Here is a 23,444-nt window from a genome sequence, read left to right on the forward strand (position 1 = left end):
GGTCACAGCGGGTGGCGCATCCATACGTTGGGCTCTACGTAGACGGCGTACCCCCGCTCCGGTTCGCAGCGGACCGGGACCAGCGCGCCGGGCACCTCGACGTCCCCCGGGGCGTCGAAGGGCAGCCCGGTCCAGCGGCGCCACTCCTGCAGCGAGGCGCCCACGGTCATGGAGGCCGGGGCGATCGAGTCGATGCTGGCGCCGGCCCGGGCGTGGACACGCAGCCACGGGTCCTCCGGCAGGCCGTCGGGGCGCACCCGGTGGGCGTACTCGGTGATCGGGGTGTGCGGTTCGCGGTGCTTGGCGCTCGGGCGCACGGGGGCGACGACCTCGCGGAAGCCGTGGGCGCGGGCGTTGTCCCGCATCGCCGAGAGCATGACGGCGGACAGGCCGTGGCCCTGGGCGTGCGGGGCGATGACCACGGAGATCGCGCTGACCGTGTCCGGGCTGGTGCCGCGGCGCCGGTCGGCGAAGGCCCACAGCAGGATCTCGTCCCAGCCCCGGGCGGGCAGGGTGCCCCGGCCCTCGGCGGCGAGGGAGAAGGGCACGCTGAAGGCGTGGGCCACGACCTCGCCCCGCTCGTCCTCTGCGAACAGCGCGTACTGCGGCAGTTCGGTGGGGATGCGGCCGTAGTGGGCGCTGCCCACGGGGTCGTTGGTCACGAACTCGGGCCATGTGTCGGCCATCCCGAGCACCGCCTGCAGCCGGTCGGGCCGTTCGGCGAGGGTGCTTACCTGTACGTCCATGCAGGTCACCGTAAGCGGCACACACCCGCGGGGACAGCTGATTCAGCCGGTCGCCGAGGGACGGCCGTTCAGTCGGAGTCGGCCAGGAAGAGGACCCGGTCGGCCTTCGGGTCGTACCCGAGCATCGGATGCCCGTGAGCGCCCTCCGGATCCATCAGCACCGGCTTCTCCAGGCGCCGGCCGATCGACCGCAGGAATCCGCACAGGACGTCGAGTCGCTCCTGGCCCTGCAGCTCCCGCAGGTCCACGTCGAAGTCGATCTCCTCGTCCGAGGAGAAGCGGAAGATCGCCACTGTGCCGGGCGCCGGCCATACGCTCAGGTTCGGGCACTCGGCGTCGGCGGGCCGGGAGAGCACGGCCGCCGCCCGTGGCAGCGGGAGAACGCTGCCACCCTCCTCGTAGCGGTACCGCAGGCCGCTGTCCCGTACGAGGTCCAGGACGGCCTGCCAGTCCGCGACCGAGGCGCCGGGCACGCGCAGGTCCGGCAATGCCCCCATCTCCTCGGGGTCGAACCAGTCGGCGACGTCGTCCCAGAGCAGATCAGGCATCCCGCCATGGTGCCTGCCGGGCCGTCACCGGTGCACCCGGGTTTCGGCCGTGGGCAGGCCCGGTTCAGCGCGCCCGGAACCGCTCCGGGGCCTTCGTCGGGTTGCCGCCCGTGGGGAGATTCTGGTTCGGGCAGGCGGTGAGGACCTTCTTCATCGCGGCCTTCTCGGCGGCGGTGACCCACAGGCCGTACTTCTTCTTGACGGCCACCTGGGCGGCCACATAGGTGCATCGGTAGGCCTGGGCGGGCGGCACCCAGGTGGCGGTGTCGCCGTCGCCCTTGCCGCGGTTGGTGCTCGCGTCGACCGCGAGCAGGTTGAGGGGGTCGTTGGCCAGGGCTATGCGCTTGCTGGGGTCCCAGTACTTGGCGCCCTTCTGCCAGGCGTCCGAGAGGGCGACGACGTGGTCGATGTCGACCTGGCTGCGGCCGCGCCGGTAGGTGATGTCCTTGCCGGAGTAGGGGTCGGGCTCCAGGAGGCCGTAGGTGACCTTGCAGGTGCCGCCGGTGAACTTCACGTCCTTCAGGTCGCGCTTGAGTATGTCGTCGCGCGTGTCGCAGGAGTTGGAGTCGGTGTCGGCCCAGGCGGAGCCGAACCGGTCCCGGGAGTAACCGGTCTTCGGTGCGCGGCCCTTGACCGGCAGCGCCTCGGCGGCCGAGAGGGCGGCGCCCCCGCCTCCCGTCCGCTCGGGCCCGGAGGCCCCCTTGCCGTGTTCGGCCTTGCAGCCGGCCACGGCGGCCATCACGACCGCAGCGGTGACCGCCCCACCCCTCAGACGCCTCACGCGCGTCCCCCCTGGCTCGCCCTGGTCCGCCCTCACATCCGGGGCGGATCGTTCCGCCTACCACCGTAACGGCCGTACGGCGTCCCTCCGACGGGGGCCGCCGAGGAGATTCCGTGCAGTCGGTGGTGTGCGGGGGCATCTGACGCCCGGAACGGAGCGCGGGGCGGCGGGGTCGCACGCCCCCTGAAGGCCTGCGACCCCCAAATCCTCCTCGCCGCCTACGAACCCAGGATCGAGGCGAGGAACTCCCCGACCCAGCCCAGCAGTTCGCGGCCGACCAGCGGCTTGCCGCCCACCTTCGCGGTCTTCGGGCGGGGCACCAGCACCTGGTGCACGGCCGGCTTGATGACCGTGCCCGGGTACAGGCGCTTGCCCCGCAGCTCCTGCGACTCGCGCAACTCCACCGGTGCGAAACGGATGTTGGTGCCCTGCAGGACGATCTCGCCGACGCCGCACGCGCGCGCGAGCATCCTGAGCCCGGCCACCAGCAGCAGGTTCTCCACCGGCTCGGGCAGCTTGCCGTAGCGGTCGGTGAGTTCCTCGCGGACCGCCTTGATGTCCTCCTCGGAGTTGGCGGAGGCGATGGCACGGTAGGCCTGCAGACGCAGCCGCTCGCCGGGGGCGTAGTCGTGCGGGACGTGTGCGTCGACGGGCAGCTCGATCTTGACCTCGAGCGGCGGCTCCTCCTCGATCTCGCCGGTCTCCAGCTGCCGCCGGTAGTCGGCTACGGCCTCACCGACCATGCGCACGTACAGGTCGAAGCCGACGCCCGCGATGTGACCGGACTGCTCACCGCCGAGCAGGTTTCCGGCGCCGCGGATCTCCAGGTCCTTCATGGCCACGTACATGCCCGCGCCCATCTCGGTGTGCTGGGCGATCGTGGCCAGACGCTCGTGCGCGGTCTCCGTGAGCGGCTTCTCCGGCGGGTACAGGAAGTAGGAGTAGCCGCGCTCCCTGCCTCGTCCCACGCGGCCGCGAAGCTGGTGCAGCTGGGAGAGACCGAAGGTGTCGCCGCGCTCCACGATCAGCGTGTTGGCGTTGGTGATGTCGATGCCGGACTCGACGATCGTCGTGGAGACGAGCACGTCGAACTTCTTCTCCCAGAAGTCGACGACGACCTGCTCCAGGGCCGACTCGGACATCTGGCCGTGGGCGGTGGCGATGCGCGCCTCGGGGACGATGTCGCGCAGTCGGGCCGCCGCACGGTCGATGGACTCGACCCGGTTGTGGATGTAGAAGACCTGGCCCTCGCGCAGCAGTTCGCGGCGGATGGCCGCGCCGATCTGCTTCTCCTCGTACGGCCCGACGAAGGTGAGCACCGGGTGGCGCTCCTCGGGCGGCGTGGTGATCGTGGACATCTCGCGGATGCCGGTGACCGCCATCTCCAGGGTGCGCGGGATCGGGGTGGCCGACATGGTCAGCACGTCGACGTTGGCGCGGAGCTTCTTCAGCTGCTCCTTGTGCTCGACGCCGAAGCGCTGCTCCTCGTCCACGATGACCAGGCCGAGGTCCTTGAACCTGGTCTCGGAGGAGAACAGGCGGTGGGTGCCGATGACGACGTCCACCGCGCCGTCCTTGAGGCCCTCCAGGGTCGCCTTCGCCTCGGTGTCGGTCTGGAAGCGGGAGAGCGCCTTCACGCTCACCGGGAACTGCGAGTACCGCTCGGAGAACGTGCCGAAGTGCTGCTGCACCAGCAGGGTCGTGGGCACGAGAACGGCGACCTGCTTGCCGTCCTGTACGGCCTTGAAGGCGGCGCGGACCGCGATCTCGGTCTTGCCGTAGCCGACGTCGCCGCAGATCAGGCGGTCCATGGGGACCGACTTCTCCATGTCCTCCTTGACCTCGGCGATGGTGGTGAGCTGGTCGGGGGTCTCCGCGTACGGGAAGGCGTCCTCCAGCTCGCGCTGCCAGGGCGAGTCGCCGGCGAAGGCGTGCCCTGGGGCGGCCATGCGGGCGCTGTAGAGCTTGATCAGGTCGGCGGCGATCTCTTTGACCGCCTTCTTGGCGCGCGCCTTGGTCTTCGTCCAGTCCGCGCCGCCGAGGCGGTGCAGGGTGGGGGCCTCGCCGCCGACGTACTTGGTGATCTGCTCCAGCTGGTCGGTGGGGATGTAGAGGCGGTCGCCGGGCTGGCCGCGCTTGGCGGGGGCGTACTCCACGACCAGGTACTCGCGGGTGGCGCCCTGGACGGTGCGCTGCACCATCTCGATGTAGCGGCCGACGCCGTGCTGTTCGTGGACGATGTAGTCGCCCGGCTCCAGGGTGAGCGGGTCGATGGTCTTGCGGCGGCGGGCCGGCATGCGGGCGCCGTCCTTGCCGGCGGCCTTCTGGCCGGACAGGTCGGTCTCGGTGAGGACGGCCAGCTTGAGCGCCGGGTCGACGAAGCCGAAGTCGATCGAGCTGCAGGAGACGTGCACGACGGAGGGGTTCAGTTCGCCGAGGTCGGCGTCGAGGCGGGCCGCGATGCCCTCGCTGCCGAGCACCTCGACGGTGCGGGCGGCCGGGCCGTGGGCCTCGGTGACGAAGACCGTGCGCCAGCCGTCGGCGAGCCAGCCCTTGGTGTCGGCGAGGGCCTTGGCGGTGTCGCCGCGGTAGGTCTCGGGGGCGTGCATGCCGAGCTTGAGGGTGTCCGCGTCCAGCTCTTCGTCGGCGGCGAAGGGCGAGACGGACCACCACATCATGTCGAGCTCGCGGGCGCGGTCGCGGACGTCGGCGATGGACCACAGGGAGGCGGCGCCGACGTCGATCGGGGCCTCGCCGCCGCCTGCCGTGGCCGCCCAGGAGGCCTGCAGGAACTCCTGGCTCGTCGCCACCAGGTCCGCGGCACGGGTGCGGACCCGCTCCGGGTCGCAGACGACGGCCATGGCGTCCTTGGGCAGGACGTCGAGCAGCAGCTCCATGTCGTCCACCAGGACCGGCGCCAGGGACTCCATGCCCTCCACCGCGATGCCCTCGGCGATCCTGCCGAGCAGTTCGCCCAGCTCCGGGTGCTCCTCGGCGAGGGCACGGGCGCGCGTACGGACGCTGTCCGTCAGCAGCAGCTCGCGGCAGGGCGGGGCCCACAGGCCGTGCTCGGCGACTTCGAGGGAGCGCTGGTCGGCGACCTTGAAGTAGCGGATCTCCTCGACGTCGTCGCCCCAGAACTCGATGCGCAGGGGGTGTTCCTCGGTGGGCGGGAACACGTCCAGGATGCCGCCGCGTACGGCGAACTCGCCGCGCTTCTCCACCAGCTCCACGCGCGCGTAGGCGGCGGCCGCGAGGGCTTCCACGATCTCGTTCAGGTCCGCCGTCCCGCCTGCCCTCAGGGACACCGGCTCCAGGTCGCCGAGGCCCTTGACCTGCGGCTGGAGCACGGAGCGTACGGGCGCCACGACCACGGAGACCGGGCCGGTCTCGGGGTCGTCGGGGCGGGGGTGGGCGAGGCGGCGCAGGACGGCGAGGCGACGGCCGACGGTGTCGCTGCGCGGGCTGAGCCGCTCGTGCGGGAGGGTCTCCCAGGAGGGGTACTCCACGACGCCCTCCGGGGGCAGCAGCGAGCGCAGGGCAGCCGCCAGGTCCTCGGCCTCGCGGCCCGTCGCCGTCACCGCGAGCACCGGGCGGGCGGCCTCGCGGGCGAGGGCGGCGACCGCGAAGGGGCGGGCGGCGGGAGGGCCGACGAGGTCGACGTGCATGCGGTTGCCGTCCGCGGCCGCCGTGATCGCTTCCGCGAGGGCGGGGTCCTTGACGACGGCGTCGAGCAGACCGTGCAGGCTCATGGGGGGTTTTCCGTCCAGAGGTGGGCAACGCAAGTAGCCCGGCGCGGGCGGCAGCCGGGGGTGTCCAGCCTACGACGCTGTCGCTGTGGGCGTCGGAGGCTGTGGACAACTCGGACGGTCCGAGAGCGCGCGCAGCGAAAAGCCCGGTGCCGGGAAGTCCCGTAAGACTTCCCGGCACCGGGTCTTCCCCCGCAACCCCCGTGTGCGGTGGCTGTCGGCCGTAGGGCCTCAGTCCGTCGCGATGGCGTTCAGTACGTTCATCCGGCCCGCCCGGAACGCCGGGATCAGGGCGGCGAACAGGCCCACGAAGGCCGAGCCGATGAAGACGGCGGTGATCGTCGGCCAGGGGATCTCCAGGACCTTCAGGCCTTGCAGCGCGAGGAGCTTCTGGGCGGTCGCGCCCCAGCCCATGCCGAGGCCGAGGCCCAGCAGGGCGCCGAAGACGGCGATCACCACGGACTCCAGGCGGATCATGCGGCGCAGCTGGCGGCGGGAGAGGCCGATCGCCCGCATCAGGCCGATCTCACGGGTGCGCTCGACCACGGACAGGGCCAGCGTGTTCACCACACCGAGGACCGCGACGATGATGGCGAGGGCCAGGAGGCCGTAGATCATGTTCAGCAGCTGGCCGATCTGGTCCTTCAGCGCCTTCTTGTAGTCGGTCTGGTCCCGTACGGTCAGCTCCGGGTGGTCGTCGTGCAGGGCCGCCTTCAGCGCCTTGTAGGCGGTCGCCTGCTGCCCGTCCTCGGCGGTGGCGAAGACCAGCACGTCGAGCGGCATCTTGTCGGCGGGCACGTACTTGGCGAGCGTGGCGAGGGACGTGTACTTGGCGCCCTGGTCGATCACCTCGTCGCTGCTGGTGATCGCGCGGACCGTCAGGTGGGCGGTGGAGCCGTCCTTGAAGGCGACGGTGATCTTCGAGCCGAGGTGGATGCCGTGGGCCTTGGCGAACTTCTCGTGGACGGACATCGAGTCGGGCAGGTAGGCGTCCTTCAGGTTCCCGGCGATCGTCTTCTTGCGCAGGTCGGTCGCGTACGTCGGGTCGGCCGCCGTGATGTCCGTGTCCTTGAGCGTCTGGCCGTCCGGGGTGGTGAAGTCGGCCACGGTCGGCCGGTACTCGGTGACCCGCTTGAGACCCGGGGTCTCCTTGATGGCCTTGACCGCCTGCGGTGCGATGAGGCCGTTCTGCGGGTTGTCCGGCTGGATGATGAAGTCCGTACCGACCGTCTTGTCGAGCTGGTCGGTGGCGGAGGCCACCATGGAGGAGCCGACCACCGACAGGCAGGCCACCAGGGCCAGGCCGATCATCAGGGCCGCGCCGGTGGCGCCGGTGCGGCGCGGGTTGCGCAGCGCGTTGCGCTCCGCCATCCGGCCGACGGGACCGAAGACCCGGAGCATGACGGCGCCGAGGACGCGGACCAGGCCGCCGACGAGGAGCGGGCCGATGACGACGAACCCGATCAGGGTGAGGACGACGCCGAGGCCCAGCCAGGACGAGCCGGCCTTGGCCTTGTCGGCAGTGCCGGCCGCGTAGAGGCTCGCCACGCCGGCGCCGGTGAGGACCAGGCCGATCGCGGCGCGTACGACGCCTGACCTGGCGTCGGCCGGGGCGTGCGCGTCACGCAGGGCGGCCATCGGGGAGACCTTGCCGGCGCGCCGGGCGGGCAGGTAGGCCGCCAGGACGGTGACCACGACACCGAGGAGCAGGCCGGTCACCGGGGTCGTCCAGGCGACCGTCAGGTCATCCGTGGACAGGTGCATGCCGATGTTGCCCATGAGCTTCATCAGGCCGACCGCGATGCCGACACCCGCGCCGACGCCGAGGACGGAGCCGATCACGCCGAGCAGCAGGGCCTCGATGAGCACGGATCGGTTGACCTGGCGGCGGGAGGAGCCGATGGCCCGCATCAGGCCGATCTCACGGGTGCGCTGGGCGACCAGCATCGAGAAGGTGTTGACGATCAGGAAGATGCCGACCAGGAAGGCGATCCCGGCGAAGCCGAGCATCGCGTACTTCATGACGTTGAGGATGCTCTCGACGTTCTTCTGGTTGGCGGCGGCGACCTCCTTGGCGGTCTGCACCTTGTAGCCGTGGCCGAGCGCGGCGGTCACGTTCTTCTTCAGCTGTGCGTCGGTGACGCCCTTGGCGGCGGTGACGTTGACGTTGGTGTACACGCCGGTCCGGCCGACCAGGTTCTGCTGGGCGGTCTTCGTGTCCAGGTAGAAGATCGCCGCGCCGGGGTTGGTGACGGTGAAGGTGGCGATGCCGGACACGCGCGCGTGGTGCGTGCCGACGACGTTGATCATGCCGATGTCGTCGCCGAGCTCGAGGTGGTGCTTGTCGGCGGTGTCCGCGTCGACCATGACCTGGCCGGGGCCCTTGGGCGCCGTACCGGAGGTGATCTTCATGGTGCGGGCGTCGTTGCCGTTCCAGCTGCCGACGATGGTGGGCGCGCCGCTGCTGGGCGACAGCTTGTCCTTGTCGGCGTCGATCACGGTGACCGAGGTGGAGAACACCGTGCCCTCGGCCGCCTTGACGCCCTGGGCCTTGCGGATCTCGCCGAGCACGGAGGCCGGCAGGACCGGCGGCTTGCCGGTGCGGGAGGTGGTCTCGCCGGTGTCGGAGGAGTCCTTGGCGGTGACCGTCACGTCCGACGAGGTCGCCTGGAACAGGTTGTCGAAGGTGGTGTTCATCGTGTCGGTGAACACCAGGGTGCCGCAGACGAAGGCGACCGACAGCAGGACCGCGACCGCCGACAGCGCCATGCGGCCCTTGTGCGCGAAGAAGTTGCGCATCGAGGTCTTCAGGACGGTCATGACGTACGCCCCCGGGCGTCGAAGTCCTTCATGCGGTCCAGGACCTGATCGGCCGTCGGCTGGTACATCTCGTCCACGATCCTGCCGTCCGCGAGGTAGAGCACACGGTCCGCGTAGGAGGCGGCGACCGGGTCGTGGGTGACCATCACGATGGTCTGGCCCAGTTCGTCCACCGAGCGGCGCAGGAAGCTCAGAACCTCCGCACCGGCGCGCGAGTCGAGGTTTCCGGTCGGCTCGTCACCGAAGATGATCTCCGGGCGGGCGGCGAGCGCACGGGCCACGGCGACGCGCTGCTGCTGGCCGCCGGAGAGCTGGGTGGGCCGGTGCTTGAGCCGTCCGGCGAGCCCGACGGTCTCCACGACCCGGTCCAGCCACTCCCGGTCCGGCTTGCGGCCCGCGATGTCCATGGGCAGCGTGATGTTCTCCAGCGCGTTGAGCGTCGGCAGCAGGTTGAACGCCTGGAAGATGAACCCGATCCGGTCCCGGCGCAGCTGGGTGAGCTTCTTGTCCTTCAGGTTGGTTATCTCGGTCTCGTCCAGGTAGATCTGCCCGCCGGTCACGGTGTCGAGGCCGGCGAGGCAGTGCATCAGGGTGGACTTGCCGGACCCCGAGGGGCCCATGATCGCGGTGAACTGGCCCCGCGCGATGTCCACGTCCACGTGGTCCAGGGCGACGACACGGGTCTCGCCGGACCCGTACGCCTTGACGACCTGCCGCGCCCGCGCGGCAACGGCCGTACGCCCTCCAGTTCCCCCGTGCCTGGTAGTGGTCACAGCCGATGTCACGGTATGTCTCCTAAATCGGTCGGCAGGTGTGTCGTCGCGCCCCGGTGTGCCGGTGCGTCGTCCTTGGTACGGCGTCGAGTCTCGCGTGCGGCGGGCGTGCCCCGCGCTGGTGCGAAGCCCCCTCTTGTGCGGGGGAAAACCCCACCCCCGCCGGTTCGGTCAACCGCCCCCCGGCGGCGTAAAGCCAGATTAAGGACGGCACCCCGTCCGTCTCCTCCTCCGGCGGTACGAACCCTCCCCAGGTCGTAGTACGGAGATACCCCTAGGGGTGGTCCACCGCCGGGTGGAGTCGTTCTCAGGGTCGGCTCCACCCTCCGGCCCAGAAAGGCTCCACCCTCCCGTCGCGTCAGGGTCAAGTCCGCGGTGGCGTGGGAAGCTGTCGTACCGGAGATAGGTGCAGGGGGCACGGGAGGGGGATCCGGTGGGGAGTACGACACCCGCGATACGCGACGGCGCCACGACGCAGCAGCGCACCGGCAGGAGGGGCGCGGTCGTCGCCTCGCTGATGCTGGCGACGGCGCTGGCCGCGCTGGACGCCACGATCGTCTCCACCGCCGTACCGCAGATCGTCGGCGACCTCGGCGGGTTCTCCGTCTTCTCCTGGCTGTTCTCCGGCTATCTGCTCGCCGTCACCGTCACCCTGCCCGTCTACGGCAAGCTGTCCGACACCTTCGGCCGCAAGCCGGTCCTGGTCGCGGGCGCCGCCGTGTTCCTGCTGGGCTCGCTGCTGTGCGCCGGCGCGTGGAACATGGGGGCGCTGATCGCGTTCCGGATCGTGCAGGGGCTGGGCGGCGGTGCGTTGCAGGGGACGGTGCAGACGCTGGCCGCCGATCTGTACCCGCTGGCGGAGCGCCCGAAGATCCAGGCCAGGCTGTCCACGGTGTGGGCGGTGTCGGCGGTGGCCGGGCCCGGCCTGGGCGGGCTGCTGGCCGCGTACGCCGACTGGCGCTGGATCTTCCTCGTCAATCTGCCGATCGGTGCGGCCGCGTTGTGGCTGATCGTCCGTCACCTGCACGAGCCCGAGCGGGAGAAGGCCGCACGCGCGCGGGTGGACTGGGCGGGCGCGCTCGCGGTGTTCGCGTGCGGCGGGGTGCTGCTGACCGCGCTGGTGCAGGGCGGGGTGGCCTGGGCGTGGCCGTCGGCGTCCTCGCTCACGCTGTTCGGCGCGGGGTTCGCCCTGGTGGGCGTGGTGGTGTGGGTGGAGCGGCGGGCGGCGGAGCCGATCATCCCGGGGTGGGTGTGGCGGCGCCGGACGATCGCGGCCGTCAATCTGGCGTTCGGCGCGCTGGGGCTGCTGATGGTGGCACCGTCGGTGTTCCTGCCGACGTACGCCCAGTCGGTGCTCGGACTCGGTCCGGCGGCCGCCGGTCTCGTGCTGTGTGTGTGGACGCTGACCTGGTCGGGGTCGGCGGCGCTGAGTCAGCACGTGTACCGGCGCATCGGCTTCCGTGACACGGCGCTGCTCGGCATCGGCATGGGCGCGCTGGTCCTGCTCGCGTTCCCGTTCCTGCCGTATCCCGGGTCCTGGTGGCAGCCGATGCTGCTGATGCTGGCGCTGGGCGCCGTGCTGGGGCTGTTCCAGCTGCCGCTGATCATCGGGGTGCAGTCGACGGTGGGCTGGTCGGAGCGGGGGACGACGACCGCTTCGGTGCTGTTCTGCCGGCAGACCGGGCAGACCTTGGGCGCTTCCCTGTTCGGTGCCGTCGCCAACGGGGTGCTGGCGGCCCGGCTGGGCGGGGCGGGCGACCTGGAGTCCGTCACGCGCGCGTGGGACGGCGGTACGGCTCCGGAGGCGACGCGACGGGCGATCGCCACGGCGGTGCACGCGGTGTACTTCGGCGCGGCCGGGGCCGCGGCGCTGGCCTTCCTGGTGCTGCTGGTGGTGGCGCCGCGGAAGTTCCCGGTGCGGCAGGAGTAGCCGCACGGGAAGCGACGCGATCCTCCCCGACTCGCTTGTTAACGCGGGTAACACCCGAGGTCAGACCCGTCGTGACGTAGTAAGCGCATACCGACCGTCCAGTTTGGCGAAAACCCCGCGCGCCCAAGAACCGGCGAGTAACGTGCGTGACTCCGCTTTCCCCCACCCCCCACCTCCCTGCGGTCCGCCGCCACGGACCCGAGCCACGCAAGGAGCCCCGGGATGTCCTACGACCCGCCGCACCCTCCCCCGTACCCCACCTACCCCTGGCAGCCCCCGCCCCCCGAACCGCCCCGCACCCGCCGCACCCCGCCCCGCGAACCCCTCGGCCACCACAGCGACCTGCGCATCCTGCGCGGCGCCTACCGCTGGCAGCGCCGCACCGCCGCCCTCACCGCGCTCGGCTACTTCACCCTGTTCCTCGTCCTGTCCGCTTTCGCACCGGACGTCATGACGAGGACGGTCGTCGACGGCATCCCGGCCGGCCTGCTGCTCGCCCTCCTCCAACTCCCGGTCACCTGGCTGGCGATCGCCCTGTACGAGCACACCGCGCGCCGCCATGTCGACCCGCTCGCGGACCGCATCCGCAAGGAGGCCGCACTGGACGCACGGCGAGGAGCGGTCCGATGACCGCCTGCGCCGCCCCGGACCTCTCCGGCTTCACCGGCTTCACCGGCTTCGCGCAGACCACGTCGCTGGTCGCCTTCTCCGCCGTCGCCACCCTCACGCTGCTGCTGTGCGTGATGGCCGGCCCGGACCGCGACGACCTCGACGAGTTCTACACCGGCTACGGCTCCCTGTCCGCGCTGCGCAACGGCCTGGCCATAGCGGGCGACTACATCTCCGCCGCCACCGTCCTGGGTACCAGCGGCGTGATCGCACTGTGCGGCTACGACGGTGTCGTGCTCGCCCTCAGCACGGCCCTGTCGCTGATGCTGCTGATGTTCCTGCTGGCCGAACCGCTGCGCAACGCGGGCCGGTTCACCATGGGTGACGCGCTGGCCCGCCGGATGCCGGGCCGCTCGGTGCGGATCACCGCCTGTGCGGTGACGATCGCCTCGCTGCTGCCGCTGATGCTGGTCCAACTCGCGGGCACCGGACAGCTGATGGCGTTCATCCTGGGCTTCTCGAACGAGTCGCTGAAGACCGGCTGCGTCGTCGGACTCGGCGCACTGATGATCAGCTACGCGGTGATCGGCGGCATGAAGGGCACCGCCCTCATCCAGATCCTGAAGATCGTGATGCTGGTCGGTTCGGGCGCCGTGGTCGCCGTGCTGATCCTGCGCCGCTTCGACTGGGACCCGGGCGCCCTGTTCGGCGCCGCGGCACAGCAGAGCGGGGCCGGACCGGCCTTCCTGCACTCCGGGCTCGAGTTCGCCGGGCACCGGGGCGCCCGCCTGGACATGATCACCTCGGAGCTGACCATCGTGCTCGGCGGCGCCTGCCTGCCGCACATCACCATGCGCATGTACACCGCCTCCAGCGCCCGCCAGGTACGCCGCTCGCTGTCCTGGGCGGTGTCGATCGTGGCGCTGTTCGTCCTGGTCATCACGGTGATCGGGTTCGGTGCCACGGCCCTCGTCGGCCGCGGCGCGATCGCGGCGGCCGACCCGCAGGGCAACACGGCCTATCTGCTGGGCTCGCGGGCGGCGTTCGGCGCCGACGTGTCGGCCACGGAGACCTTCCTGTTCACCATGGTCACCACGGCGATCTTCCTGACCCTGCTCGCCTCGGTGGCCGGGATGATCCTCGCCTGCGCCAACTCCCTGGCCCACGACGTGTTCGCCGCCCGGGTCCAGGAGATGCCGGCCCGCCGGGAGATGGCCCTGGCCCGGCTGTCCGCGCTCGCCATAGGCGTCCCGACGATCCTGCTGGCCACCATGGTGCAGAAGTACAGCCTGCAGCCCCTGGTCACCCTCTCCTTCTGCCTGGGCGCCTCCGCCCTGGCGCCCGCCCTGGTGTACGGCCTCTTCTGGCGCCGCTACACCCGCAGCGGGCTGATGGGCACGCTGCTCGGGGGCTCGCTGACCGTGCTGCTGCTCATGCCGGGCACCAACCTCGTCTCCGGCTCGCCCGTCTCGGCGTTCCCGCACGCCGACTTCAACTGGTTCCCGTTCACCACGACCGGCATCGCCTCCATCCCGGCCGGCTTCTTCTTCGGCTGGCTGGGCACGGTCGTCTCGGGCCGCCGGAAGGCGGAGGAACAGCGGCGCCAGTACGAGGCCGTGGAGGGATGGATCCTCGCCGGGGCGGTACGCAGAGGCAATTGACGACGTCCGCGCGGGGGGGCGCTACTCCAGGGTCGCCCTGCCCGTCAGCGAGATGAGGCTGTTGCGCACGTGGTCCATGTGCGCCTGGACGTCGTCCCAGGTCTCGCTGTGCTCGCGCAGCACCCGCTCGGTGTCCAGGGCGATGCGCTCCTCGCGCGCGTGTGCCTCGGTGACGACGTCCGCGGCCCGCGCGCACGCCTCGTCCTGGCAGCGGCGCGCGAACTCCGCCGCCTCGCCGAGGGCGCGTTCCGCCTCGGACAGGGCGGCCTCGGCGCGGGTGATCCGCTCGGCGGCATCGGCCTCGAACGCGGCCGCCCGCTCGGCGTCCTCGCGTTCCGTGGCCTCCCACCGCTCGGCGTGCTCCCGGGACTGCTCGGCGAGCATGCCGGCGGTGCGCTGCCGTACCTCCCGCAGCGCGTCGAGCGCCTCCGCGCGCGCTTCCTTCACCTCGAGCCGGGCGCCGACGCGCAGGTCGTCGGCCTCCGCGCGCGCCGCGAGGAGGCACTGGCGGGCGCGTTCATCGGCGTCCGCGCGGAGCGCGTCCGCCGCTTCCTGCGTCTCCTGGCACAGGCCGAGGGCTTCCGCCTCGGCCTGCGCGACCTGCTCGTGCGCTTCGCGCCGCGCACGGTCGCGGACGCCCGCCCCCTCCTGCAGCGCGAGCTGGTGGAGGAGCTGTGCCTGCTCTCCGAGGGTCTCGTAGGTCTGGGGAGCGAGCTGCGCGACCGCCTCGCGCAGCCGCGCGGCCTCCGTACCCATGTCCTTGGCGAGCACGGTCAGCCGCGCGGCGCGCTCCCACGCGGCGTCCCGGTCCAGCGACAGCGCCTCCATGAACGCGTCGACCTGATCGGGGCGGTAGGCGCGCCCCCGGACGGTCGGGAAGCCGTGCGGCGTCATCGATGCGCTGCTCACCCTGGGAACCCCTCTCCACCGGACATACACGACAGGACGATGTGGCGCACATCTTGATGGATCGGATGTAAGTGGGCATAACGCGACACTCCGCAGACATGTCACGGTCGAAATCTCGTGGCATGTCGCACTTCTCGATCCACGTGTCCGTCCGGGGGCGCGGGCGGGGCGTCTAGAGCACGTCCTCCTCCAGGGTGACGATCATGCTGCGGACGGGCGCGAGCTGCTGGAGGTGCGCCGCGTCGGCGGCGGTCGCGCTTCCCTCGGGGGAGGCGAACGCGGCGCGCAGATCGTCCAGCGAGTCCCACTCCAGCGCCGCGACCAGGTAGTACGGCTCACCACCGCGGACGGGAGCGAGGTCGCGGCCGACCGTGTAGCGGCGCAGGCCGGACAGGCGGCGGGCAAGCGGGATGTGGACCTCGCGGTAGTGCCGCTCGAACGCCTCCGGATCGGCCGGCCTCTCGTACAGGGCGAGGAAGCGGACGGTCATCCCGCCACCCTCCGGTGCCGCGTGAGGACGGCGGCGCCGACCCGTTCGGCCGACACGCACGCGAGGTCCGCCGGCGGACTCCCCGCGGGGAACAGCGGCCGCCCCTCGCCCAGGACGACCGGGATGGTCATCAGCCGGTACTCGTCGACCAGGTCGGCGGCCCGCAGCGCCTGGACGACCGCCAGGCTCCCGGTCACGACCACGTCCCGCCGCTCGGCCCGTACGGCCTCCAGCAGATCGCCCTCCAGGAGGCGCGAGTTGGACCACGCGGACACGTCGGGCGCGGTGCGGGAGACGACCAGCTTCGGCGCGGCGTTCATCCGCGCGGCGAACGGATCGTCCCGTCCGGGCCACAGCCGCGCGAACAGCTCCCAGGTGGTACGGCCCAGCAGCAGGACCCCCTCGTCCAGGACGCGGCCGAGGCGGAACTTGTCCCCTGCGACCGCCTCGGGGCCGTGCCGGAAGATCCAGCCTCCGTAGGCGGTGCCCGCGGCCCCGTCCGGGTCGGACATGATCCCGTCCAGGGTGATGAACTCGATGACGATCACGCTCACGGCGCTTGTCCCTTCGCTCGGGTGCTTCACCGGTACGTACCGGCGCCACCCACGGGACTCATCGCTCCGAAGGGAACTACTTCGAAGAAAGTTACGGAGCGGGCGGCGCGAACGCGGTCAGCACGCGCGGGTCGGCGAACACGACGTTGCGCGCGACCCGGCCGCCGGTGACCGTCAGGACCTGCACGGTGTGCAGCACATGGCCGCCCTCGGGCGCCGGCGCGTACGCCGCGAACGCCGGTTGCCCGTTGGCCGCCACGCCCCGCACACGCCAGCCCGTGCCGCGCAGCGCGAACACCCGCTCCATGAACCGGCCGTAGTCCCGGCCGCCCCGGTACCACAGCGGCACCGGCGGCATCTCCAGAACCGCGTCCTCGGTGAGCAGCCGGACGAGCGCCGGCACATCGGCGGCCTCGAAGGCGCGCACGTACCGCTGCACCACCGCCCGCACCTCGGGATCGTCCGGCTCGGTGACCTCACCCGCCCCACCGGCGCCCGCGACCGCGGCGCGCGCCCGCTGCAGTGCGCTGTTCACGGCGGCCACGGACGTCTCCAGCTGGCCCGCGACCTCGGCGGCGGAGAACTCCAGCACCTCACGCAGCACCAGGACCGCCCGCTGCCGGGGCGGCAACAGCTGCAGCGCGGCCACCAGCGCGAGCCTGAGATCCGTACGCGCCTCCACGTCGAACCGCGCCTCGGGGAACGGCTCCAGCCAGGGGATGTCGAGCGCCGGCGTGAGCGGTGCGCCCGGATCCTCGCTCGGTGCCCCGAGCCCCGACGGCAGCGGGCGACGGGCGCGGCCGTCGAGAGCGGTCAGGCAGGCGTTGGTCGCGATCCGGTAGAGCCAGGTCCGCACCGAGGCGCACGCGGGGTCGTACCGGTCCCTGGCCTTCCAGGCCCGCAGCATCGTCTCCTGCGTGACGTCCTCGGCCTCGTGGAACGAGCCCAGCATCCGGTAGCAGTACGCCACCAGCTCACCCCGGAACGGCTCCAAGTCCACCCGCCCATCATGCCCTTCACACGCGCGTGAAGGGCATGATGCGATCGGACTCCTCAGGCGCGGACTACAGCAGCCCGTCCCACATCTGCTCCAGCAGCACCGACCACCAGCTCTCCGGCGAACCGAGCGCCGCCGGGTCCAGGGAGGCCAGCTGGGCCTGGAAGTCGACGGTCCAGCGGCCCGCCTGCTCCTGGTTCAGCCCGAACCTGAGCCGCCACATCCGGCCCAGCAGCGCCAGGCAGCGCGCGAACTCCGGCAGCCCGGTGTTCACGAACTGCGGCGGCACGGGCGCACCGCCCGGGCCCGCCTCCACGGGCACCGCGACGATGTTCGCCGTCCCGTACTGCACACAGATCGCCCGGCCGAAGTCCGTGCCCATCACCAGGTACGAGCCCGCGTCCGGGGCCGGCTGCACCCCGCGCTCGGCCGCCAGTTCCGCCAGCGTCGGCACCGGACGGCCCGGCTGGGCCTGCGCCCAGAAGAACGGGGCCATGTCCGCCGGCAGTCCGGCCACCACCAGCGTGTGCGCCACGATCGGCGGGACACCCTGCCGCGACACCGCCTGCTGCTCGAACCGGAAGACCCCCGGCCCGAACGCCGCCGCCAGCTCCTGCGCGATGCTCTCCGGCGGGACGGGCTGCACAGCCTGCACCGGCGGCAGTGGCGCCCGCACCGGCGCCGGCCGCGCGGGACCGTCCGCCACCTGGTGCAGCTCGCCCTGGTGCGCCAGCAGCTGCTGCATGCCCTGCTGCCGGCTCGCGTGATCCGTGCCGTACGGCGCGATGCTCGTGATCCGCGCCTGCGGCCACTGCTCCCGGATCATCCGCGCGCAGTACGCACCCGGCAGCTCGCACGACTCCAGCTCCGTGTGCAGCTCCAGCACCTGGTCCGGCGGCACGTTCATCGCCCGCAGCTCGTGGAAGATCTGCCACTCCGGGTGCGGCGTACCCGGCGCCGAACGCCGGATCAGCTGCTGCTCCGAACCGTCCTGCGCGCGGTAGCGCAGCACGGCCTGATAACCCGGGCCCACCGTCGGCTGCCCCTGCTGCGGGTAGCCGTACGCCGGAGGCTGCCCCGGAACGGGCCCGCCCGGCGCCGGCATCGCACCCGGCGGCACGGCGCCCGGCGGCATCGGCTGCGGGGCACCCGGGACGCCGGGCGGCATTCCGGGAGCGCCCGGCGCGCCGAGGGCGCCGGGGGCCGGCGGCGGCAGGGGCGCGCCCGGGCCGCCCACGGGAGGCGCGGCCAGCACGGTCTCCGCGTGGTGCACGGCACCGCGCCCGCCTCCGGAAGCACCGGGGGCGCCGGGCATGCCCGGGGGCTGGGGTGCGCCGGAGGCCGGAGGCATGCCGGGGGTGCCTGGTGCCGCGGGAGCGCCGGGCGGGTGCGGCATGCCCGGGGCGCCCGGAGGCTGCGGTGCGCCCGGAGGCTGCGGCGCACCTCCTCCCATCTGATGCGGGTCGGCCAGCATCGTGGCCGCGTGGTGCACGTTGCCCGGAGGCGTGCCACCGGGAACGCCCGGCGCACCAGGCGGGTTCGGGGCGCCCGGCGCGTTCGGGGCAGCGCCCGGAGGACCCTGCATCTCAGGCCCCTCGGGCCCGAGCGCCGACACCAGCTGCGTCGGCACGTACCCGCCCGCAGGCGCGGGCGGCGGAGGCGTGCTCCCCGGGCGTGCGCCCGGCGTACCCGGAGCGCCAGGAGCGCCCGGGGGCGGAGGCGGCGTGCCCGGTCCGCCACGCGCCTTGCGCGGCGGCGGTGCGGCCTTGCTCGTCGCGGCGTCCGCGATGTCCCCGGCATGCGGCGCGAGCGGACGCCCCGGGGCGCCGGGGCCCGCCGGAGGCTGCGGCGCGTTCGGGACGGCGCCCGGCGACTGCGGATACCCGTACCCGGGGTCACCCTGCGGACCACCGGGAGCACCCGGCGCGCCCGGGCCCTGCGGGTAGCCGTACTGCGGGGCGCCGGGAGGCGGCGGCGGAGGCGTGCTGCCCTGCGGAGCACCGGGCGCCACAGGGGGCGCGGGCGGACCGCCCGGCGCCGGAGAGTAGGAGGGCGCACCCGGCGGGGGCGTGCCCTGTGCCGCCGGACCCTGCGGATAGCCGTACGACGGCGCACCCGGAGGCGGCGGAGGCGTGCTGTTCTGCGGCGCACCCGGCACGCCAGGAGCAGCGGGCGCCCCGGGCACACCAGGCGCGCCCGGCGCCTGCGCGAAGCCGGGCGCCCCCGGAGCACCACCCGGAGCGGGCGCACCGCCCTGCGGGAAGTTCTGCGCACCCGGCGCGTTCGGCCCGTCGAGCGCCGGCGCGACCGCGGTCGGCGGCAGCTGGCTGCCCCCCGACATCAGCGCCGTCTTCGCCTCCGGCGCCACCGCCGGCGGCCGCGGAGCCTCGACGTCCGCATCGCTCAACGGCGGCGCGAACACCGTCGCGGGCAACGGCACCGAACGGTCCTCACCCGCATCCGCGTTGGTGTCCGTACCGGCCCACGGCGTGGCCCCTTCAGGCACCTCCGCCACACCCGGCGCCCCGCCGGGCGCACCCACGCCCGGCGCACCGGCACCGGCCGCTGCCCCGGCATGCGGCCACGACGCACCGCTCCCGAACCCACCGGCCGTACCCGCACCGTCGATGCCGGCCCGCGCGTCGGCAGCCGCAGGCACCCCGGCCTGCGTCTCGGCAAGCGCCCCGCCCCCGGCGGAACCCCCACCCACAGAACCGGAGCCGACACCGGAGCCGGCCGCAGCCGCGGCGCCCGCATCCTGCGCCGACCCCGCCCGACGGTCCGGAATCCCCAGCTTGTCCGCCGCCTCCTGCAGCCACTCCGGCGGACTCAGCAGGAACGACGTCTGGTTCAGGTCCACCCGGGCAGCCGCCGGCGCCGGCACCGCGTCCTCGACCTCCGCGCGGCCGTACTCCTCCTCGTACCGGCGGATCACCTCACCCACCGGCAACGCAGGCCACAGCGTCGCCTCGCCACTGTCCCGGGCGATCACCAGCCGCTGCGCACCCGCGTCCGAACGCGGGCCCTCCGCACGGTCCTCGCCCCAGACCACGAAGCCCAGCTCGAACTCCCGCACCCGCACCTCACGATGCTGGTACGCGGGAACGTCACCGTTGATCCACTCCTCGGCGCGCTCCTGCGCCTGTGCGAACGTCACCATCGCGAAGCTCACTCCCCCGCCGAAGAGACCGGAACGGCACGCGCGAAACCGCCGTCCACCATCAGGTTCGCCACTGTCTCCAACTCCGGCGGATTGCCCGCCAGACGCGACAGGAAGGCGTCGAAGTCGTCACCGCACGGCAGCAACAGGCGCTCCACCCGCTCCGCCGGGGACCACGACGGATCCACGTCCCGCACATCGTCGTACGCGCAGAACCACACCGAACCGACCCGCTCGCCCTTCACCTTCACCGCGACCAGACCGCCCTGCACGAAACCGACAGCAAGGTAATCCTTCGTCAGATGGTCACGCAGGCACTTGTTGACGTACACCAGGTCGTTGACCGCCGCCTCGTCCCGCACCGTGAAGAACGGCTGATCCAGCAACAGCCCCAGCTCGGCGTCCAGCGCGGCGCCCACCGGCGCGGCGCCGCCCGCCGCCTTCAGGAACGAACGGTAGGCACCCGGCAGGCGATAGCCCAGGTCCTCCTCCACGCCCTGGACCTGCGACTCCGTCACCGCCACACCCGACTTCGACAGCCCGAAGTGCGCCGGACGCGTCTCCTGCAACGGCCGCGTACCACGCTTGCCCTGGTCCACCCGCGCCGTCGCCACACCACCGTGATGCCGCAGCAGCGCCTTCACCTCGACCGGAACCAACTCCAGCCGCCGCGAACCCACCACGTGATGCCACGTCCAGCCGTGCGGCGTAGCCACCGCCGGCACCGTGTCCCACAACTCGTGCCCCGACGCCGCGAGAGCCGCGTTCGCCGACACGTAGTCCGTCAGCCGCAACTCGTCGACGCCGAAACCCTCCGGCGGATCGGCGATCTCCGCCGCCGCGCGCGCGTACGGCGCGAAATCCGGGTAACCGCGCTCGTCGATGCGTACCCCTCTCGGGTGACGTGCCGCCCGGACCGGATCCGGGAAGTGCACGACCTGCCCGGCATAGGCCGCGTTCGGCGGCGCGGCTTGCTGCCCGAGCCGACCTGTCGTCATGGCGGTTGCCCCCTGCGGCGTTCTCTCTGGCCTGAACGGCGGTGTCGATCGCGGATGGCGACAGCCTATGCGGTACCCGAACCCCGGTCACCGGCCCTCCACCCCACTCCTGCACTTCCCACCTCCCCTTTCGTGACCAGCCGTCACCCCGTCGTGACAGCCCGCCCAAACCCGGGCGTGTCGCGCCGCCCCAGCTTCCGCACCAGCCACGGCATTTGGCACTCTGTGTCCTTCGGGGGGATGCCCGGGGAGGGGAAGACGATCATGAATACCTTGCAGACCGGAGGTAACGACGTGCGGGCCGGTGACCCTCGCATCGGCTGGAGCGGCACCGACACACCCCCCGCCCCCGCCCTCCTGCACCGCCGCGACGGCATCCTCCCCACCGTCGCCGCCGCCCTCTCCGTACGCGGCTCCACCCTCACCGGCACCGCCGCCCGGGGCGACCAGCCCCCGCCCCTCCACCCCCTCGTCCAGGACTTCCTCGACACCCTCACCAGCACCCAACGCGACCGCTTCACCGGCCGCTGCGCCGAAACCATCCTCATCTCCCGGCACATCGCCGCCGCCGACGCCACCCGCAGCAAACGCGCCGCCCGCAAACCCATGACCAACGGCGAAGCCCGCAAAGTCCTCAGGCAGGCCAAACTCACCGCCCGCCGCATACGCGAGGACGGCGACCCCCTCCACGGCAGCTTCGCCGCCCCCTGCCGCGCCTGCACCGCCCTCAGCGCCCACTTCGGCGTCCGCATCGTCGACCCGACCACCACCGACGGCTGACACCCGGGCCCGCCCCGGCACCGACCAGCACCACACAGCCAGCACCAGCCGGCACGACGATCGAAGGGCCGATGCACCCAGACCGCACCTCGTCCACCCGCTTCCCCGTACCCGTCGACGCCGCCCTGCGCGCCGCCGGCTGGCAACCCGGACGCTGGGACATAAAGCAGGCGGAGATCTGGGCCGACACCCTGCGCGAGCACACCTCACCCGCCGGACACCGGCACACCGTCTTCCCCGCCGCCGTCGAAGCCTGGGCCGAATTCGGCGGACTCCGCATCAAACCCGGCGGCCCCGGCCGCCAGGTCGCCCCCGCCACCCTCCACCTCGACCCGCTGCACGGCCTGCACCACGCCCGCACCCTCGGCGACCTCGGCCGCGCCCTCGGCACCGAAGTCAGCCCCCTCGGCGAGGAAGCCGACACCGCGGCCCTCCTCGCCATCGACAGCGAAGGCCGCGTCTACACCCTCGACCACACCGGCGACTGGTACGCGGGCCCCGACATCGACCACGCCCTGTCCACCCTCATCGCCGGCACCGAGCCTGTACGCCTGACCGTCGCCTGACCCACCGCGCGCCTCGGGCTACGCCGCCGGAATTACCGCCGACACCCGGAAACCCCCCGCATCCGTCGGCCCCGAGACGAACACACCGCCCAGCGCGACGACCCGCTCCCGCATCCCCACCAGGCCGTTGCCACCCGACGGCAACCGCGCCGCCGACGCCGACCCGGGCTCCGGCGGCTCGTTCTCCACCTGCATCGCGATCTCCGCCGCCCGATGCGCCAGCCGCACATACGTCTTCGCGCCCGCCGCATGCTTGTGGACGTTCGTCAACGCCTCCTGCACGACCCGGTACGCCGTCTGCTCGACCTCCGCCGCATACAGCCGCACCTCCCCCTCGACCGAGAGATCCACCACCATCCCGGCCGCCGCCGACTGCCCGACCAGCTCCTCCAGCTCCGACAGACACGGCCCGTCCCCGGCCGCCTCCTCGGCAGCCGCCTCCGACACCGCCTCCGCGACCGCCACCCCCACCACGGCCAACGGCACCGACGCCGCACGCCGCTCCGCACCGTCACCGGCCCGCAGCACCCCGAGCATCTCCCGCAACTCGGTCAACGCCTGCCGCCCCATGTCCCCCACCAGCGCCGCGTTCCGCACGGCCTTCTCGGGGTCCTTCCGCGCAACCGCCTGCAGCGCCGCCGCATGCACCACCATCAGACTCACCCGATGCGCGACCACGTCATGCATCTCCCGAGCGATCCGCGTGCGCTCCTCGTTACGCGCCCACTCGGCCCGCTCCTCCGCCCGCTCCGCGAGCAACTGAAGCTCCCGCTCCAGACTGTCCGCCCGCTCCCGCAGACTCTCCATCAACCGGCGGCGCGCCCCCACGTACAACCCGAGCAGCACCGGCGGAGCCGTCAGCCCCAGGGACGTCGTGATCGAAGCGAACGGAACGAACCAGTCGCCCAGGGTCAGATCACCCCGCGCCATGTCCTGCCGCACCCGCACGAACGTCACGATCATCGTGCCCAGCAACGACATCCCCGCCAGCGCCACGATGATCCGCCGCGGCAACTCGCACGCCGCCAGCGTGTACAGGCCGACGATGCCCATCAGGAAACCCATCTGGGCCGGCGTGATCGCGATCGCGACCAGCACCACGGCGATCGGCCACTTCCTGCGCACCAGCAGCACCGAACCGGCGATCAGACCGAAAACGATCCCCACCGACACCGGGATCCCCGCGTCCCGCGCGAACGGAATCCCCTCCGCGCCGCACTCCACGGCGGACACCAGCGCGAGACTCCCGTCGAGCACCGCACTGCGCCACCTGCCCCACCACCATGGGCCGGTCAGGGCCCTGGCATGCTCTTCCCCCGTCGCGGTCATGCCTCCAGCCTACGGGCGCGGGCAACGGCATTTCCGGTGACTTT

At 72.4% G+C, this 23,444-nt stretch carries 18 protein-coding genes; 5 read left to right on the forward strand and 13 right to left on the reverse strand.

Annotated elements, in window-relative coordinates:
* Window positions 1–2: 2 nt before the first annotated feature.
* The 6 genes from ACIRVH_RS29815 to ACIRVH_RS29840 all read right to left on the reverse strand — a co-directional run bounded on the left by ACIRVH_RS29815 (window position 3) and on the right by ACIRVH_RS29840 (window position 9,429).
* Window positions 3–746, reverse strand: a complete 744-nt coding sequence (locus ACIRVH_RS29815) for an N-acetyltransferase (RefSeq protein WP_403959352.1) — start codon at window positions 744–746, stop codon at window positions 3–5.
* A 68-nt stretch (window positions 747–814) separates the two neighbouring features.
* Window positions 815–1,294 carry a hypothetical protein gene (locus tag ACIRVH_RS29820; protein WP_403959355.1) on the reverse strand — a complete coding sequence of 160 codons (480 nt, stop codon included), beginning with the start codon at window positions 1,292–1,294 and terminating at the stop codon, window positions 815–817.
* 64 nt (window positions 1,295–1,358) lie between these two features.
* Entirely contained in the window at window positions 1,359–2,075 is a 717-nt protein-coding gene (locus tag ACIRVH_RS29825; protein ID WP_403959358.1) for an HNH endonuclease family protein, read from the reverse strand.
* 218 nt (window positions 2,076–2,293) lie between these two features.
* A complete protein-coding gene (gene mfd / locus ACIRVH_RS29830; RefSeq protein ID WP_403959361.1) occupies window positions 2,294–5,827 on the reverse strand; it encodes a transcription-repair coupling factor in 3,534 nt (1,177 codons plus the stop codon).
* Window positions 5,828–6,055: 228 nt separating this feature from the next.
* Window positions 6,056–8,644: an ABC transporter permease gene (locus tag ACIRVH_RS29835; RefSeq protein WP_403959364.1), complete on the reverse strand. Its 2,589-nt coding sequence runs from the start codon at window positions 8,642–8,644 to the stop codon at window positions 6,056–6,058.
* Entirely contained in the window at window positions 8,641–9,429 is a 789-nt protein-coding gene (locus tag ACIRVH_RS29840) for an ABC transporter ATP-binding protein (RefSeq protein WP_403959367.1), read from the reverse strand. The genes ACIRVH_RS29835 and ACIRVH_RS29840 overlap by 4 nt, the downstream gene beginning before the upstream one ends.
* Before the next feature lie 421 nt (window positions 9,430–9,850).
* Between ACIRVH_RS29840 and ACIRVH_RS29845 the strand changes: the two genes are divergently transcribed.
* The 3 genes from ACIRVH_RS29845 (at window position 9,851) to ACIRVH_RS29855 (ending at window position 13,617) form a co-directional block, all read left to right on the forward strand.
* On the forward strand, window positions 9,851–11,347 hold the full coding sequence (locus tag ACIRVH_RS29845; RefSeq protein ID WP_403959370.1) for an MFS transporter: 1,497 nt from the start codon (window positions 9,851–9,853) through the stop codon (window positions 11,345–11,347).
* A gap of 222 nt (window positions 11,348–11,569) precedes the next feature.
* Window positions 11,570–11,977, forward strand: coding sequence for a DUF485 domain-containing protein (locus ACIRVH_RS29850; RefSeq protein ID WP_403959373.1), 408 nt, complete (start codon window positions 11,570–11,572; stop codon window positions 11,975–11,977).
* Window positions 11,974–13,617: a cation acetate symporter gene (locus ACIRVH_RS29855; protein WP_403959375.1), complete on the forward strand. Its 1,644-nt coding sequence runs from the start codon at window positions 11,974–11,976 to the stop codon at window positions 13,615–13,617. The genes ACIRVH_RS29850 and ACIRVH_RS29855 overlap by 4 nt, the downstream gene beginning before the upstream one ends.
* Before the next feature lie 21 nt (window positions 13,618–13,638).
* On the opposite strand, the gene ACIRVH_RS29860 is transcribed toward ACIRVH_RS29855, so the two are convergent.
* From ACIRVH_RS29860 to ACIRVH_RS29885, 6 genes are all read right to left on the reverse strand, one after another.
* Complete coding sequence (locus ACIRVH_RS29860; protein ID WP_403959378.1) at window positions 13,639–14,526, reverse strand: cellulose-binding protein; 888 nt, start codon at window positions 14,524–14,526, stop codon at window positions 13,639–13,641.
* A gap of 172 nt (window positions 14,527–14,698) precedes the next feature.
* Window positions 14,699–15,016 carry an EthD family reductase gene (locus tag ACIRVH_RS29865; RefSeq protein WP_403959381.1) on the reverse strand — a complete coding sequence of 106 codons (318 nt, stop codon included), beginning with the start codon at window positions 15,014–15,016 and terminating at the stop codon, window positions 14,699–14,701.
* The gene (locus ACIRVH_RS29870) at window positions 15,013–15,570 is read right to left on the reverse strand and encodes a dihydrofolate reductase family protein (RefSeq protein ID WP_403959385.1); all 558 of its coding nucleotides are present in this window, start codon (window positions 15,568–15,570) and stop codon (window positions 15,013–15,015) included. Before ACIRVH_RS29870 ends, ACIRVH_RS29865 begins: the two co-directional genes overlap by 4 nt.
* A gap of 91 nt (window positions 15,571–15,661) precedes the next feature.
* A complete protein-coding gene (locus ACIRVH_RS29875) occupies window positions 15,662–16,570 on the reverse strand; it encodes an RNA polymerase subunit sigma-70 (RefSeq protein ID WP_403959388.1) in 909 nt (302 codons plus the stop codon).
* A gap of 64 nt (window positions 16,571–16,634) precedes the next feature.
* A complete protein-coding gene (locus ACIRVH_RS29880; protein ID WP_403959391.1) occupies window positions 16,635–19,727 on the reverse strand; it encodes an SUKH-4 family immunity protein in 3,093 nt (1,030 codons plus the stop codon).
* Window positions 19,728–19,735: 8 nt separating this feature from the next.
* The gene (locus ACIRVH_RS29885; protein WP_403959395.1) at window positions 19,736–20,725 is read right to left on the reverse strand and encodes an SMI1/KNR4 family protein; all 990 of its coding nucleotides are present in this window, start codon (window positions 20,723–20,725) and stop codon (window positions 19,736–19,738) included.
* A 264-nt stretch (window positions 20,726–20,989) separates the two neighbouring features.
* Here ACIRVH_RS29885 and ACIRVH_RS29890 point away from each other — a divergent pair, with 264 nt between their 5' ends.
* Together ACIRVH_RS29890 and ACIRVH_RS29895 are read left to right on the forward strand one after the other, a co-directional pair.
* A complete protein-coding gene (locus ACIRVH_RS29890; protein ID WP_403959398.1) occupies window positions 20,990–21,505 on the forward strand; it encodes a YwqJ-related putative deaminase in 516 nt (171 codons plus the stop codon).
* A 71-nt stretch (window positions 21,506–21,576) separates the two neighbouring features.
* Complete coding sequence (locus tag ACIRVH_RS29895; protein ID WP_403959401.1) at window positions 21,577–22,071, forward strand: SUKH-3 domain-containing protein; 495 nt, start codon at window positions 21,577–21,579, stop codon at window positions 22,069–22,071.
* A gap of 18 nt (window positions 22,072–22,089) precedes the next feature.
* Here the strand turns inward: ACIRVH_RS29895 and ACIRVH_RS29900 are convergent, their stop codons facing one another.
* Window positions 22,090–23,400 carry a sensor histidine kinase gene (locus ACIRVH_RS29900; protein WP_403959404.1) on the reverse strand — a complete coding sequence of 437 codons (1,311 nt, stop codon included), beginning with the start codon at window positions 23,398–23,400 and terminating at the stop codon, window positions 22,090–22,092.
* Window positions 23,401–23,444: the final 44 nt, after the last annotated feature.

The organism is Streptomyces sp. NPDC101165, assembly GCF_044768135.1.
In the GTDB taxonomy this organism is placed as follows: domain Bacteria; phylum Actinomycetota; class Actinomycetes; order Streptomycetales; family Streptomycetaceae; genus Streptomyces.